13 protein-coding genes are annotated in these 15409 nt (G+C 60.7%); 5 read left to right on the forward strand and 8 right to left on the reverse strand.

What is annotated here, in order from left to right:
- From AC1DXW_RS07360 to AC1DXW_RS07375, 4 genes are all read right to left on the reverse strand, one after another.
- Complete coding sequence (locus tag AC1DXW_RS07360; RefSeq protein ID WP_477755165.1) at window positions 1–726, reverse strand: MotA/TolQ/ExbB proton channel family protein; 726 nt, start codon at window positions 724–726, stop codon at window positions 1–3.
- A 44-nt stretch (window positions 727–770) separates the two neighbouring features.
- Entirely contained in the window at window positions 771–1586 is an 816-nt protein-coding gene (locus AC1DXW_RS07365; RefSeq protein ID WP_477755166.1) for an energy transducer TonB, read from the reverse strand.
- 17 nt (window positions 1587–1603) lie between these two features.
- The gene (locus tag AC1DXW_RS07370) at window positions 1604–3964 is read right to left on the reverse strand and encodes a TonB-dependent receptor (RefSeq protein ID WP_477755167.1); all 2361 of its coding nucleotides are present in this window, start codon (window positions 3962–3964) and stop codon (window positions 1604–1606) included.
- A gap of 134 nt (window positions 3965–4098) precedes the next feature.
- Complete coding sequence (locus tag AC1DXW_RS07375) at window positions 4099–5019, reverse strand: TauD/TfdA dioxygenase family protein (protein ID WP_477755168.1); 921 nt, start codon at window positions 5017–5019, stop codon at window positions 4099–4101.
- 183 nt (window positions 5020–5202) lie between these two features.
- Here AC1DXW_RS07375 and AC1DXW_RS07380 point away from each other — a divergent pair, with 183 nt between their 5' ends.
- Window positions 5203–6123, forward strand: a complete 921-nt coding sequence (locus tag AC1DXW_RS07380) for a LysR family transcriptional regulator (RefSeq protein ID WP_477755169.1) — start codon at window positions 5203–5205, stop codon at window positions 6121–6123.
- Window positions 6124–6202: 79 nt separating this feature from the next.
- On the opposite strand, the gene AC1DXW_RS07385 is transcribed toward AC1DXW_RS07380, so the two are convergent.
- Window positions 6203–7216, reverse strand: a complete 1014-nt coding sequence (locus tag AC1DXW_RS07385) for an ABC transporter substrate-binding protein (protein WP_477754299.1) — start codon at window positions 7214–7216, stop codon at window positions 6203–6205.
- A 401-nt stretch (window positions 7217–7617) separates the two neighbouring features.
- On the opposite strand from AC1DXW_RS07385, the gene AC1DXW_RS07390 reads away from it, so the two are divergent.
- The 3 genes from AC1DXW_RS07390 to AC1DXW_RS07400 are packed head-to-tail and all read left to right on the forward strand — an operon-like array spanning window position 7618 to window position 11654.
- The gene (locus AC1DXW_RS07390) at window positions 7618–9216 is read left to right on the forward strand and encodes an ABC transporter permease (RefSeq protein WP_477754298.1); all 1599 of its coding nucleotides are present in this window, start codon (window positions 7618–7620) and stop codon (window positions 9214–9216) included.
- A complete protein-coding gene (locus AC1DXW_RS07395) occupies window positions 9213–10028 on the forward strand; it encodes an ABC transporter ATP-binding protein (RefSeq protein ID WP_477759877.1) in 816 nt (271 codons plus the stop codon). Before AC1DXW_RS07390 ends, AC1DXW_RS07395 begins: the two co-directional genes overlap by 4 nt.
- 15 nt (window positions 10029–10043) lie before the next feature.
- Window positions 10044–11654 (forward strand): arylsulfatase, encoded by a 1611-nt coding sequence (locus AC1DXW_RS07400; RefSeq protein ID WP_477754296.1) that lies wholly within the window; start codon window positions 10044–10046, stop codon window positions 11652–11654.
- Between the two features lie 90 nt (window positions 11655–11744).
- On the opposite strand, the gene AC1DXW_RS07405 is transcribed toward AC1DXW_RS07400, so the two are convergent.
- Window positions 11745–12818: a fatty acid desaturase gene (locus AC1DXW_RS07405; RefSeq protein WP_477754295.1), complete on the reverse strand. Its 1074-nt coding sequence runs from the start codon at window positions 12816–12818 to the stop codon at window positions 11745–11747.
- 100 nt (window positions 12819–12918) lie between these two features.
- On the opposite strand from AC1DXW_RS07405, the gene AC1DXW_RS07410 reads away from it, so the two are divergent.
- Complete coding sequence (locus tag AC1DXW_RS07410) at window positions 12919–13923, forward strand: AraC family transcriptional regulator (RefSeq protein ID WP_477754294.1); 1005 nt, start codon at window positions 12919–12921, stop codon at window positions 13921–13923.
- 1 nt (window position 13924) lies between these two features.
- On the opposite strand, the gene AC1DXW_RS07415 is transcribed toward AC1DXW_RS07410, so the two are convergent.
- A complete protein-coding gene (locus AC1DXW_RS07415; protein WP_477759878.1) occupies window positions 13925–15157 on the reverse strand; it encodes a type II toxin-antitoxin system HipA family toxin in 1233 nt (410 codons plus the stop codon).
- Window positions 15150–15398 carry a helix-turn-helix domain-containing protein gene (locus AC1DXW_RS07420; protein ID WP_477754292.1) on the reverse strand — a complete coding sequence of 83 codons (249 nt, stop codon included), beginning with the start codon at window positions 15396–15398 and terminating at the stop codon, window positions 15150–15152. The genes AC1DXW_RS07415 and AC1DXW_RS07420 overlap by 8 nt, the downstream gene beginning before the upstream one ends.
- Window positions 15399–15409: the final 11 nt, after the last annotated feature.

Consider the following 15409-nt stretch of genomic DNA (forward strand, 5'->3'; position numbering starts at 1 on the left):
TCAGGACGCCTCCTTCACTTTCTGCGCATTGTCCTGGGCTGCCACCTTGTGCGCCTTCGGGTGGATCAGCACACGGAACGAACTCTTCTGCGCCAGGCTGTAGAAGTCATGGGCGAAGTCATCCAGGTCCGCCGCCGTCAGTTTCAAACGGCGCAAAAAATAGTTGTACACCAGCACCGCCGGCACCGCGACGGCGATCCCCACACCGGTGGCGACCAATGCCGCGCCAATCGGTCCGGCAACCGTTTCCAGGCTTGCCGAGCCCGCCGCGCTGATGCCTTTCAACGCTTCCATGATTCCCCACACCGTGCCGAACAACCCAATGAACGGCGAGGTACTGCCAATGCTCGCGAGCACCGCCAACCCGGTTTCCAGCGACCGGCGCTCGCGCACGATCTGCTGACGCAAGGCCCGCTCCAGGCGATCCTGATGGTTGATCGCCTGACTCAAATCCGCCGCTTGCGGCGCCTCGCCCACCTGGATGGCCGCATAACCGGCCTGCGCGACACGGGCCGCGGCACCGGGCCGTGTTTCGCTCAGTTCGGCCGCCGAGTCGAGGCTCGACGCAGCCCAGAACTGTTGATGAAACTTTCGATCCTGTGCCTTGAGGCGACCGAACTGCACGCCCTTGAGCAATGCCAGACCCCAGGTCGCGACGGAAAAAACCACCAGCAGCCAGATCACCGCGCTTTCGATGGATTCAAGTGGAGATGCCAGTAAAGTCATGGTGTATTCCTCGTGTAAACGTTTCGCGCGAAATTGGTTTCGGTTTAATGAATCTTGAAATCGATGGGCACGCTGACCCAGCCGTCCCGGGCGACATCACCTTGCTTGGCCGGCACGAAACTCCAGCGTTTCACCGCGTTCAGCGCGGCCTCGTCGAGTGCATCACGACCGCTGCTTTTCTGGATCTGGATCTCGCCGGGCTTGCCGCTGGCCAGCACGTGCACGCGCAACAACACCGTGCCTTCCCAGCCGCGACGCTGGGCCAGCGACGGGTATTCCGGCGCCGGGTTTTTCAAGTAGCCGGCCGTTGCGGAGGCCGGTGTCACAGGCGCGGGCGCCGGCAGTGCAGGTGATGCCGGGGCGGCGACGGGCGTTGCCGGTGTCACAGGCGCGGGTGGTTGCTCAACCGCCTTGGGCGCCGGTTTCGGTATCGGTATCGGTTTGGCCACCGGTTTAGGCTTGGGAACCGGCTTCGGTGGCGGTGGTTTCACGGCCAGTTCGTCTTCCACGGGCGGAGGCGGCTCAACCACTGGCGGCACGGGTTGTGGTGGCAGTGGTTCGACCACCGGTGGCGCCGGCCGCGAGAACTCGATGGTCATCGGCGGAATTTCCGGCGGCACGATCGGCAGCACTGGGGTCGGTTGCTGATTGACCCAATAAATCACCGCGCCATGCACCAGCAGCGCCAGCACGCCGAGCAGGATCGTTTCCCTTCGGCTCAAAATGCCCTTGGGCGAACGCTGCAAACGCAACTGGCCCAAGGGCACGCGGTGCGGTCGGCCGAGGTCGACCAACTCGCCACCAGGTGCCTGGCGCCACAACACTTCATGCGCACTGGCAGCGGTCTGGACATTGCCCATTGCTGAACCCCCCCTTCTTAGAAGTCGTATCGACCGGTCACGCCCAGCGTTCGTGGCGTGCCGAGCAGGCCTTCATAACCGCCATTCGCAGCCGTCCACAGCGTCGTGTAGTAGGTTTTGTCGAAAGCGTTTTTCAGCCATAACGAAACGTCCCACTGCCCCTGGTTGAAGTCGCCGCGAAGGCCGGTGGACAGGTTGACCACTGCATAACTCGGGATCTGCCCGAAGTCGGAATCTTCCACCGTGCCCACTGCTTTGGAGCGGAACGCATAGCTGGCAGTGACGTACTCTTCGAAGCCGTTGCTCAGGTTCCACTTGTATTCGCCGTTAGCGTTGCCGATCCATTTCGAAGCGCCCACCACTTGATGCCCGCTGAGGTCGCAGGATGCCGGAGCGCCCGGCGCCAGGCTGACTTCCGGTGGGCAGGGTGCATCTTTGTACGAGAGGTAGCTCACATCGTTGTACGAGCCATTGATGTTCAGCGTCAGGCCGCGCAACGCAAGCAGGGTGCTTTCGAATTCCACGCCACGGGAGCGCACCGAGCCGGCGTTGGTCAGGAACTGCACGCGGTTGACTTCGTCGAAGGCGTTGGTCTGATAGCCGTTGACCTGGGTCCAGAACACGTTGGCATTCAGTTGCAGGCGACGGTCCCACAGGGTGCTCTTGAAACCGAGTTCGGCGTTGTTGGCGCGCTCGGTGCCAATCAGCAGCGAATCGGCGCCGGCCACCGGCGCGGTGCCGACAGCCAGATTGACCCCTCCGGATTTTTCGCCGTGGGACAACGTGGCGTAGGTGAGCAGGTCGTCGGTGAGGCGGTAGCTGAGGTTCAACAGGCCCGAGGGACTGGAACTGTACTGGTTAAGATCACCGGAATCGAAGACCCCCGCACGAGCGCGTCGTGCCGCGGCCGCCGCACCGGTGACCGCGGCACCACCGGCCGGCGCATCACGGGTCACCCTGGCGTTTTTCTCTTCATAGGTGCCGCGCAACCCGGCGGTGAAATCCAGGCGCTCGGTCAGGTGCCAGGTGCCTTGGGCGAACAGCGCGAAGCTGTTGGTTTCGATATGACCGTTGCCGACACTGTCGATGTTGTTCAGCGCACCGTTGGGCGTACCGTTCCAGATGTCCGCTTGCGGGCCGTAAAAGGTGAAGGATTTGTTGTCCAGGTCGGAACCGAAGTAGTAGGCGCCGAGCACGTAATCGAAGAATCCACCGGTAGGCGACGCCAGGCGAAACTCTTGGGAATACTGCTTATCCTCCACCGAAACGCCGGCGTTGTGGAAGACGGATACGTTCAGGCCATCATCATTGCGTGGGGTGAAATTCCACCAGCGATAGGCGCTGATGGAGGTCAGGGTGAAGTCGCTCGGCAGCGTCCAGTTGGCCTCGACCGACGTGCCGCCCTGGTGCACGGTGACGTGCTGGTCATCGTTCAGATTGACCTTGCGGTGCGTGCCGTCAACCAGTGTCGCACCCGCCGCATTGGCCCGACGCTGGTAAAGGTTGGTGCCATTGATGGTCGGCCCGGTGTTGAACAACACCCGGGTGCCGGCGCTGGAATCCTCCTCGTTGTAGTCGCCGATCCAGCGCAGGCTGAATGATTCGTTGGGCTTGAACAGCAACTGGCCACGGAAGCCATCGCGGGAGCCGCCGTTCAAATCGTGGCCGTCGAATTCGTTCTTGATATCGCCATCGCTGCGGGTGCGATACGCAGAAAAGCGTCCGGCGAGTTCGTCATTGAGCGGGCCGGAAATCGTGCCCTTGGTCTGGAAATAACCGTCCTCGCCGACCGAAGATTCGATGCTGCGTTCCGGGGTAAAAGTCGGCGCACGGGTGCTGATGTTGATCACGCCCGCCGTGGTGTTCTTGCCGAACAAAGTGCCTTGCGGACCGCGCAGCACTTCAAGCTGCTCGATGTCCATCAGGTCGAACACGGCCATGCCCGGCCGACCGAGATAAACATTGTCGATGTACAGCCCGACACTGCCCTCCAGGCCATCGCTGGCCGGGTTGTTGCCCAGGCCTCGAATCGACACGCTGGACTGACGCGCATGCATGTAGGCGACGTTGACGCTGGGCACCAGTTGCTGCAAATCCTGGATGCGATAGACCCGCTGGATTTCCAGGGTCTGGCCGCTGACCACGCTCATGGGCGTCGGCACATCCTGCGCGCTTTCTTCGCGGCGGCGGGTGGTTACGGTCACGGTTTCCAGTTGTGCATTGTCGGCCGTGGCGGTTTTTGCGGGGGTGGTTTCAGGGGTGGTGCTGTCGGCCGCATAGCCTTGGGTCCAACCGGCGCTTCCTGCCAGCAGCAGGGCCAGAGGCAGGCGTTTGAGCCGTTGGGGTGACGACGTTGGGGCGAGGTACAACGGACTCATAAGGCGGGGTTCCCGATCAAAAGAAATGCTTTATTGCTTGCCAGGCCGCCATCGCGAGCAGGCTCGCTCCCACAGGGGATCTCCAGTGTTCACACGGTCAGTGTGGGAGCGGGCTTGCCCGCGAAGGCGTCGGCTCAGACGCCGCCGATATCCGGCCCTTTCACGGTCTGACTGACCTGCCCATTCACACCCACCGGCACTTCTCCCTTGAGCGTCACCCGCCGCACGATCCGGTCTTGAGTCCCGTAGTCATCCACCGCGTAATGCTGAGTGGAGCGGTTGTCCCAGATCGCCACATCGCCAGCCTTCCAGCGCCAGCGCACGATGTTCTCCTGGCGGATCACATGGCTTTGCAGCAAGCCGAACAGGTGCGCCGAATCGGCCTGGGAATAGCCCTTGATGCGTTTGACGAAATGCCCCAGCAGCAGACTCTTTTCACCGCTGACCGGGTGCACGCGGACCACCGGGTGTTCGGTTTCGTAGACGGTCGAAGTGAAGATCTTGCGATAGCGCTCCAGTTTCTCGGCCGAGACGTCTGGCCTGGTACCGGCGTAGTCGTATTCGTTGCTGTGCACGGCGACCAGCTTGTCGGCCAGCTCACGCAGCTCCACCGACAACCCGTCATAGGCGGTGGCAGTGTTGGCCCACAGGGTGTCGCCGCCGAAAGCCGGGGCCACCACCGAGCGCAGGATCGAAGCTTTGGGGTAGGCCTCGACGAAGGTCACGTCAGTGTGCCAGGAGCTGGCTCGCTGGCCCTCGGCACCGTCCAGTTCCAACAGAAAACGCGTGCCCTCGCGCACCGGTACGGTCGGGTGTGCCACCGGCTCGCCGAGCAGGTGGGCGAACGCCTCCTGGCGCTGATCGTCGAGTTGGGTCTGCTCGCGGAAGAAGATCACTTTGTATTGCAGCAGCGCCTGTTGAATGGCTTCAACAGTGGCGGCATCCAGCTCGCCCGAAAGCTGTACGCCACGAATTTCGGCACCGATGCGACCAGCCACCGGGTGGATTTCAAGCGCGTGAACAGCGGGTTGTACTGCGAAAGCGGCATTGCTCATGGGTAGACCCTCATCAGACTGCTTGCGGTTGAACCGGCCGCGAAACACTGCTCTATCTATATTCAATTTAGATCTAATAGATATCTACATGCTTCGTTGACGGAATAAGAGGTTGCATTTAAAACCTCAGTCAACCCTCGTCGCAAATGCCTTCGAGCTATTTTTAGGATGCCGGAAAAGCATATGGATCTTCGCCAGTTGCGTTACTTCATCGCCCTCGACGAACACCGCAGTTTCGTGCGCGCAGCCGAGGCCATGGGCATTACCCAGCCCGCCTTCAGCCGCAGCATTCAGGGGCTGGAGCACGAGTTTGGCTGCGTCCTGGTGGACCGCGGCAACAAGGATTTGCGCCCCACCCCCGAAGGCCTGGTGGTGCTGCAACATGCCCGCAGCCTGGTGCAAGGCGCGGCCCTCTTGAATGCCGAAGTGACGCAGATGACCAAGCTCGATGCCGGTGAGCTGCGTTTCGGCTGCGGCCCGGCACCGGCGGTGAAACTGGTGCCGGATGCGGTGGCGCAATTCATCAACGCGCACCCGAAAGTGCGCACCTGCTTTGAGGTGGATAACTGGGAAAAACTCAGCCGTGCGCTGAGCCGTGAGGAGATCGAATTCTTCATCGCCGACATCCGCCATTTCGAATCCGACCCGAACTTTCAGACCCAGGCCCTGACGCCCAAGCGCGGTGTGTTTTTCTGCCGGCCGGGGCACCCGCTGCTGGCCAAGGAGAGCCTGTCGACCAACGACATGTTCGATTACCCGCTTGCGACCACGATGATCCCGCCAGGCATTCGCAAACTGCTGGCGAACCTCAGTGGACGGGTGGATTTTTCACCGACCATCGAGACCGAACATTTTCCGGCGCTGGTGAAAGTGGTGCTGCAATCGAATGCGATTGGCGTGGGCACCGAGGAGGCGTTTGTTGAAGACATCGCACAGGGTTCACTGGCGCTGCTGCACTGGCGCAACCTTCCGCAGAACATCGAGAGCATGAATGCACGGTGCGGGATCGTCAGTCGCACAGGGTTCAGGTTGTCGCCAGCGGCGCGGGCGATGATCGAGACATTGGTGGCGGTGGACAGGCAGCAGATGGCCGTTGCGGTTTGAGGATCAAGAGATCGCAGCCTTCGGCAGCTCCTACACTGATCGATGTAGGAGCTGCCGAAGGCTGCGATCATCTGAGATTTCAAAGCTTCGCCGCCGCCAACTCGGGCGCTACCCAGTCACTGACCTTGAACGACTTGCGAATCAACTTCTGCTGCGAAGCCAAATCCACAGCATCCTGCAACTTGCCAAGGAACACCGGATCGAGCGTCGAAGGGAAAACCTCGCTCAGCTTCTGATCCTTCAAATCCTGAGAAAGAATCACCGGTGGATAACTCGCCAACCCCGACACCAACTGAATGTAGGCGTCCTTGTTGCTGTCCTGGGTCAGCCACTCAACGGCCTGCTGTTGGGCCTTGAGCAGTTTCGCCACCGCCTCCGGATGCGCATCGACAAACTTCCCGGTCCCTATCAGCACCGCCTGCACGCTGCCGGCACCGCCCAGATCCTTGGTATTGAGCGGCAACTCGGCCAGCCCCTTGGCCTGTAACGCCGTGAGCCCGGAACCGCCCCACGAGGCATCGATCTGCTTCGCCGCCAGCGCCGCGACCGCCGCGTTGAAGTCGAGGTTGATGACTTTCACGTCCTTCTCGCTCAACCCCTGGCTGGCCAGCGCCGCATCGAAGGACAACTGGCTGGCGGTGCCACGGAAGATGGCCACGCGTTTGCCCTTGAGGTCCTGCAGGGTCTTGATCCCCGAACCCGGTACCACGCCGAGGTAATGCTTCACCCCGCGCGCAGAGGCACTGAGCAGTCGCGTATCCAGACCATTGGACTTGCCGATGATGGCCGCCAGATCGCCGAGGTAGGCCAGGTCCACTTGACCGTTGGCGAATGCCTCGTTGATCACCGGGCCTGCGCCCTTGAAGAAGCTCCACTGAATCTTGATGCCTTGATCGGCGAAAGCCTTTTCGAAGATCTGTTGATCACGCAGCACATCCACGACACCGCCACCACTGTGCTGGGTACCGGCACTCAGGTCCGGCACGGCGATGCGGATTTCCTTGAGTTCGCTAGCGTTGGCCGTGATGGCCAGCAGACCCGCCAGGGCCGGTGCGGCGAACAGGCTGATGACACGTTTGAAGGGAAGGTTCATGGGTGCGGCTCCTTGGGGCAACGGGCGTTGAGGAGCCGAAAGTAGGCTGAAGTGGAACCAACACTTAAATACTATAAATTCACATTTTTAGACCATTTAGATCTATATCAACACTTCCGGGCCTCTTGCCCGGGTATGCAGGAACGGCATTGAAAATATTCGTTGAATGCATTGGATGCAGCTGAGCTGGAGGCCTTAAATGGCTTTTCTTATCTCTCAATAGCATTGATTTTAATTTTTATAGATCAATTTTGCATACGCCTTGAACCCTGTGGGAGCGAGCTTGCTCGCGATGGCGGTGTGTCATCCAGCACATAAGCCGCCTGACACGCCCTCATCGCGAGCAAGCTCGCTCCCACAAAAAGCAGGCTTGTATTGCAACCCGACAACGGAGGTCGCCCATGGCCCGTGTTTCTCTTCTCAGCCTACCCCTTGCCGCACCGCCGCTTAACGGCAAGTTGCTGTGGCCGCGGCTGGGCCAGCGGTTGCTGCCGTGGTTATTGCCAGTCGGTTTGTTTGCATTGTGGTGGCTCGCCAGCCGCCAGCACTGGATGAGCGAGCAGATCCTGCCGGCACCGAGCCTGGTCTGGAACAGCGCGCTGGAATTGTCCCAAGGCGAGTTGTGGAGTCATTTGTGGATCAGCCTGCAACGCTTGTTCTGGGGGCTGCTGGCCGGTATCAGCGCTGGTGCTGTTTTGGGTGCGGCACTGGGTTTCAGTCGTCGACTGGAGCGCCTGGTGTTTCCGACCTTCGCCGGGTTGGCGCAAGTTCCGACCTTGGCCTGGATTCCATTGTTCATGGTGTTTTTCGGCATTGGCGAAGTGCTGAAACTGGTGGTGCTGATCAAGGCCATCGTGGTGCCAGTGACCTTGCATACACTGGTCGGTGTGCGCGATGCACAACCAAAGCTGCGCGAGGCCGCCGCCGTGTTGCGCTTGCCCAGGCATCTGTTGATCCGACGCCTGGTGCTGCCTGCCGCACTGCCGGCATTCATGGCCGGTGTACGCCTCGCGCTGGCTGCCGGTTGGACCTCGCTGCTGGCTGTCGAACTGCTCGCGTCCAGCGAAGGCATCGGTTACCTGATGGTCTGGGCGCGACAGCTGTTCATGCTCGACATCGTCTTCGTGTGCATCGTGGTGATCGGCCTGATCGGCGTGGCGATGGATCGCGGCATCGGTCTGCTGGACAGGAAACTGGTGCACTGGCCGCACCCGGCCACCGCCGAAATCCGTCGCGGGCCGCATTATCAAGGCTGGCAACGTCTGCAACCGTGGCTGCTGCCATTGGTGCTTCTGGCGTTGTGGCAACTGACCTCGGATCAGCAGTGGGTTGACGCGAGCATTCTGGTCAGCCCGCTGGCCGTCCTGCAGACAACCCGGGATGGTTTGTTCGACGGCACTTTGATTGGCAGCATGGCCCTGAGCCTGGGCCGAACCCTTGGCGGGTTACTGCTCGGTGGCGGGCTCGGGTTTGCCTTGGGATTACTGCTCGGGCTGTCGCACACCAGTGAACGCGTGCTCGGCCCAACCCTCGCCGCCCTCCGCCAGATCGCCATATTCGCCTGGGTGCCACTGCTCACCGCGTGGTTCGGTCTGGGGGAATTGGCCAAGTGGGTGTTCGTTGCCCTCGCCGCCTTTTTCCCGCTGTTTATCGCCACCCAACGCAGCGTCGCGCACCTGTCGCCGCAACTGAACGAAGCCGCGCAGGTGTTACGCCTGGATCTGCGCCAGCGCCTCGGTCGACTGGTGCTACCGGGCGCGGCGCCGGGAATTTTCGCCGGGCTCAGGCTGAGCCTGATCTACGCCTGGCTCGGCACCATCGGCGCCGAATATTTCATGCCGTCCAACGGCGGCATCGGCAGCCAGATGATCGGCGCCCAACAACTGCTGCGCATGGACCTGATCATGGCCGGCATGCTGCTGGTGGGCCTGACCGGTGCCCTGCTCAACCTCATTGGCCAACGCCTGGAAATCCGCGCCACTCGCTGGAGACACGCATGAACGCATCAATTGTCAGCTTCAATCACGTGGGCAAAACCTTCGATGTCGACGGCTTCGAACTGGAGGCCATTCGAGAATTCAACCTGGAGATTGCCGAGGGCGAGTTCGTCGCCATCGTCGGTTCCAGCGGTTGCGGCAAATCCACTTTGCTACGGCTGCTGGTGGGCCTCGACACACAATTTCGCGGGCAGATCCGTGTGGACGGCAAAGCCGTCACCGGCATCGGCGGCGAGCGCGGCATCGTCTTTCAGGAACACCGCTTGTTCCCGTGGCTGAGCGTGGCCGACAACATCGGCCTGGGCCTGGTCAACGAGCCATTGAGCGCTGTGCAAAAGCAAAAGCGCATCAGCGATTTCATCGAATTGGTGGGCTTGAGCGACTTCGCTCGCGCCTATCCGCACCAGCTCTCCGGCGGCATGGCGCAGCGCGTGGCCATTGCTCGCGGCCTGGTGGCCAGCCCACGGATTCTGCTGCTGGATGAGCCCTTCGGCGCCCTCGATGCGCTGACCCGCCAACAGATGCAGGACGAACTGCTGGCGATCCGCGCGCGGGCAAAAATCACCACGGTGCTGGTCACCCACGACGTCGAGGAAGCGATCTTCCTCGCCGACCGCGTGGTGGTGATGGAGCCGCGTCCGGGGCGGATCAAGCAAGTGGTCGACGTTGCCCTGCCCCATCCGCGCCAGCGTAGCAGTTTCGACTTCCACCAGCTGCGCGAAGAACTGCTGCACGAACTCACCAGCGACGATCACTACCAGCCCCCCGTGCCGGTGCAGGTCCGCGATCTGCCGCTGTCCTTCATAGCCTACTGAAAAAGGAAATGCTTGATGCCGCAACGTCCCAACTTTCTAGTGATCCTGGCCGATGACCTGGGCTTTTCCGACCTCGGCGCCTTCGGTGGCGAAATCAACACGCCGAACCTCGATGCATTGGCCAACAATGGCCTGCGCCTGACCGATTTTCACACCGCACCAACCTGCTCGCCGACCCGTTCGATGCTGCTCACCGGCACCGATCACCACATCGCCGGCATCGGCACCATGGCCGAAGCGTTGACCCCGGATCTGATCGGTAAACCCGGTTACGAAGGGCACTTGAACGACCGCGTGGTCGCCCTGCCCGAACTGCTGCGCGAGGCCGGCTACCAGACCTTGATGAGCGGCAAATGGCACTTGGGCCTGACCGCAGAACTGGCGCCCCATGCCCGGGGTTTCGAGCGTTCGTTTTCGCTGTTGCCCGGCGCGGCCAACCACTACGGGTTCGAGCCGACCTACGATGAAACGACGCCACGGCTGCTGAAATCCACGCCGGCGCTGTACATCGAAGACGACACCTTCATTGATGAACTGCCCAAGGATTTCTACTCCTCCGACGCCTTTGGCGACAAGCTGCTGCAATACCTCAAGGAGCGCGACCAGACCCGGCCGTTCTTCGCCTATCTGCCGTTTTCCGCACCACACTGGCCATTGCAGGCACCGGCCGAGGTGGTGGAGAAATACCATGGGCGCTATGACGCCGGCCCTGAAGTACTGCGCCTCGAGCGCCTGGAAAAACTCAAAAAACTGGGGCTGATCGAGGCCGATGTCGAGCCGCATCCGTTGATCCAGCTGACTGCACAATGGGATGCCCTGAGCGACGAGCAACGACAGATCTCCGCGCGGGCCATGGAGGTTTATGCGGCGATGGTCGAGCGCATGGACTGGAACATCGGGCGTGTCGTTGACTATCTGCGCCAGCAAGGGCAACTGGACAATACGTTCATCCTGTTCATGTCCGATAACGGCGCCGAAGGGGCATTGCTGGAGGCCTTCCCGAAATTCGGCCCGCAGTTGCTGACCTATCTCAACCAGCATTACGACAACAGCCTGGACAACATCGGCCGCGCCAACTCCTACGTCTGGTACGGGCCGAACTGGGCGCAAGTGGCGACCGCGCCATCGCGGCTGTTCAAGGCCTTCACCACCGAAGGCGGGATTCGCGTGCCGGCGCTGGTGCATTACCCGCAACTGCCGCTCAAGGGACAGATCAGCCACGGTTTCGGCACGGTGATGGACATCACGCCGACCATTCTCGACCTCGCCGGTGTGCGCCATCCGGGCAAGCAGTGGCATGGCAAACCCGTGGCGGAAGTTCGCGGCAAGTCGTGGCTGGGGTTTCTGTCGGGCGAGACGGCGCAAGTGCATGACGAGCAGACTGTCACCGGGTGGGAACTGTTCGGTCGGCGAGCGATTCGACAGGGGCAATGGAAGGCGGTGTACATTCCGGGACCGGTGGGGCCGGCGACCTGGCAACTGTATGACCTGGGCAATGATCCGGGGGAGATTCATGACCTGGCGTCGAGCCAACCGCACAAGCTTGGTGCCTTGATCGAGCACTGGCAGCGGTATGTGGATGAGACCGGGGTGATCCTGAGTGAGTCGCCGTTTCAGCCGGATTGATGTTGCCTGAACTACCGCCTTCGCTGGCAAGCCAGCTCCTACAGGTTATGCGCGGCCTTTGTAGGAGCTGGCTTGCCAGCGAAGAGGCCATCAGGCACGCGCACCCTCCACAGCCTGCCCCTGAACTTCTTCCTTGCGCTCAAACCGGTTAGCCCGCGCAAACGTTCCGAAATCATTGAACCGCACACCCATCTCGCGCATCACCTTGTGCCCCACCGGCACGGTCAACTGGCGGATGTAAAACGGCTCCTTCACCACAAAGTGATGGATCCCGTGGCTGCTGCCGAAGTTGAAGCAGAACGCCTGCAACGGCCACAACCACCACGCGTTCAGTACTTGCGTTTGCTGCATCACGTTGCCCGGCTCCACGTCTCCGTAGTAATGCATGTTCGAGCTGATGAAGTGCAGGCAGAACGTGCGCAACACGTTCGGGCCGATGATCACGACTGCCGCGATGTCGATCACCTGCATCACCGACAACGTAGTCGCGGACCACTCGATCGGTGCGCCCATCAGATGCGCAACGCCGTTCGCTGCGTGGAAGCCGAGAAACACGTACCACGCCCCCCAATGCATCAGCGCCAGCGGTGCGTAGACCTTCAGCGTGCGGTAAATGATGCTGAACTTCATGGCCAAGGTCTTGGCCCGCAGCATGCGGATTAACGACGACATGATGTTGTCGCCAATCATCAGAAACCGTGCGAACCCCCATGGCTCGCCATTGGTGATGGCGCGTTCTTCCATGTCGGCTTCGGAGCCGGAGACCTTGTGGTGGTTGAGGTGCAGGTGGCGGCGAATCCATGGGTTGATGGTGCTCGGCCGCGCCAGCCACACCAAGCCCATCATCAGGTTGTGCGGCACTTTCTGCTTGCGGAAGTACATGCTGTGGATCAGGTCGTGTTCCAGCTCATGGGTCAACGAGGCGAAAAACGCATTGAGCAACACGCACGCCCACCAGGCCATGTGGCCGGTCATGTAGAGCGCGGCCGAACCGACCATGCCGGCCAGGGCGAAGGCCAGAATGCCCGCGCCCATGGCGTCCTGATGCTTGAAAAACGGATAGCGCTCGCGCAACTCGACGCCTTTGGCCAGTACCACTTCACGGATATGCGCTGATCGCTGTGATGTATTCAGTCGCTGGGGGCTTGCAGAAGTGCCACTCATGCTTCCATCCTCTGGTTATTGATGGTTGCATCCTGCCTTGCGGAACCTCGCAATGCGGTAGCCGAGAACGCCAACCTGTTGACCGGAAGCGCCAATCAGCATGACTGAACCGACCTCCCTCGCCAGCTGGACCCGCGCCCTGCGCAAGCAACTCGATGCCCTGGGCATCGACAGCACCGCCCTGTGCCAGCAAGCGGGGCTCGACCCGCAACTGATGGACGACCCGAACGCGCGCTACCCGCTGTCGGGCACCACGCACCTGTGGAGTCTGGCGGTGCAGGCCAGCGGTGACCCGGCGATTGGTTTGCGGGTTTCGCGTTTCGTCAGCCCGACCACCTTCCATGCGCTGGGTTATGCGCTGGTCGCCAGCGGCAGCCTGCGGGAAGTGTTCGAGCGCATCGTGCGCTATCACCAGGTGGTCAGCGATGCCCTGGAACTGGAACTGACCCGCACCGAAGATCACTACTGTTTCCGCCTGAAAATCCCTGCCGGCAACCCGGCCCCGGCCTTCGAGGCCATCGATGCGTTCATGGCGATTTACGTGCGCACCTGCCGCAATCGCCTAGGCCGCGACTATGCACCGCTGGCGACCTACCTGCGCCGTCCGGAGCCGGCAGACGCGCATCAATGGCATAAAGTCTTTCGCTCGCCCGTGCACTTCGGCGCCGACGAGGATCGACTGGAATTCGCCCTCGTCGACTTCGACAGCCACCTGGATGACGCCAACCCGGAACTGGCCGAACACAATGAAACGGTGCTCAAGCGCACCCTGGCACAACTCCAGCCGCTGACGTGGGAACGCAAGGTCCGCGATGCAATTGAAGAACAACTGCCCGAAGGCGAACCCAGCGCCGAACACATCGCCAAGGCCCTGCACCTGAGCCTGCGCAGCCTGCAACGGCACCTGGCCGATGAAGGCTGCCGGTTCGATACGCTGCTCAACGAAAGCCGTGAGAACCTGGCGTTGCTGCACCTGCGCGATCCGCAATGCTCGTTGAGCGAAATCAGTTATCTGCTCGGGTTTGCCGACACCAGCAGCTTCAGTCGTGCGTTCAAGCGCTGGACCGGGATGACACCGGGGCAGTTTCGGGATGGGTTGCGCTGATCTAGCCTTTGACCAGACTGCGTACCATACCCTCGTTCCACTGCTCCAGCATTGCCTCTCCAATCTCGGCAAAGGCACTGTTTGCCTTTATGTGTTGGCCCATCTCGCCCATCGCCATTTCCATCCCATGGATGACTTGTTGCAGCAATTCGTTGCAGCGCCCCTCGGTCAAATTGCAGGCGGAGCGACCAAATCGCATCAGCATTTTGTACTTGGGCCACGCCTTCGATCCGCCCAATAACAACGCCATGCTATCGGTCTTGATGTAGATCGAAGTGGTGATGATGTCGTAGGCAGGTGCCAGGCTGATTGGCGCATCGACACCACAATCTTCGTAGAGAACGCCAAAATTCTTGAGGTGCGCGTCGCCATTTTTCAGACCCGATGAAAGCGCGACGATTTTGAAAAACGACTCAAGTGCCTGATTGAGCAAAGGAGGAGAAACAAAGGCCTTGATCTGCTTGGCCGCACCTTCGTATGAACCATCGTATTTGGCTTTTGAAGGCCACGCATTGAGCACGCAGAAGTCCTCGAACCCCAAGTAACCTTTTTCATTCAGGTCGAAGCGTTCAACGATCAGAAATTTACCGTGTTCACTGAGCTGAAACTTCGGTACCTCAAGTCCCGAATGTAACGCCGCCCGCATGCAGAAGTATTCATTGGCAGCGAGTTCCGGGTATTGCTCTGGACGAAAGGCTTTGACCAGATGCGTCGCCCCCCGATGGGACAGCCGATCAATGGATGACGCGCTGTCACGCACCAGTACCTTCGGCTGTACACCGGAAACGCCCGAATACTGGCCATAGGTCTGCAAGAGGTCCTCGAACAAACCTTGCGCACCATCATGTACAAGAAGGTCCGCCAGGCTGGTTTCAGGTGGCCGGTCGCCCGGATCCTGCGCCTTTGAAATGCCGACTCTTCCGAGCTGGTGCGGGCCGACGATGGCCAGCATCGAAAAATCGTCAAACCCTCGAACGGCCTTGCTGAAGCGTCGTGTCAATTCATCGCGCAGGGCTCCCTCAGGCAGATTCATTTCAAAAACCGGTGGGACACCTGGTTCCCACGCGTAACTCTCCAGACGCACCGGCATGGTCAACGAGACGGCGTTTTGTTCGGGCGCGTTTTCGGCGTAGGCAAACACGGTGTCGATGGGAGGCTGGCCACGACCGAGGATTCCGACCGCACTGTTGGAAACGCTGATAGCCAGTCGATCCTTTTCCTGCGGCTCATCCATGGAAATCCACCTTTTTCAGGGTGTCCAGCGTCGGCCGCTTCGATTGTCGCGGCACGGCGGTCAGCTCATAACCGAAGCCGTTGAGTATCGCCTCGACCTTGCGCAGACCAATTTCGGAAATGGTGTTGTTTTCGATGCCGGAGATTGTTGCACGGCTCATTCCGTACTTCTGTGCCACGTCTTGCTGAGAGAGTTTTCTCTCCTTGCGCAAGGTTCGGATCAGTTCGCCAAGGTTTTCCATATCATCACCAT

The sequence above is a fragment of the Pseudomonas sp. P4_C4 genome, assembly GCF_056402055.1.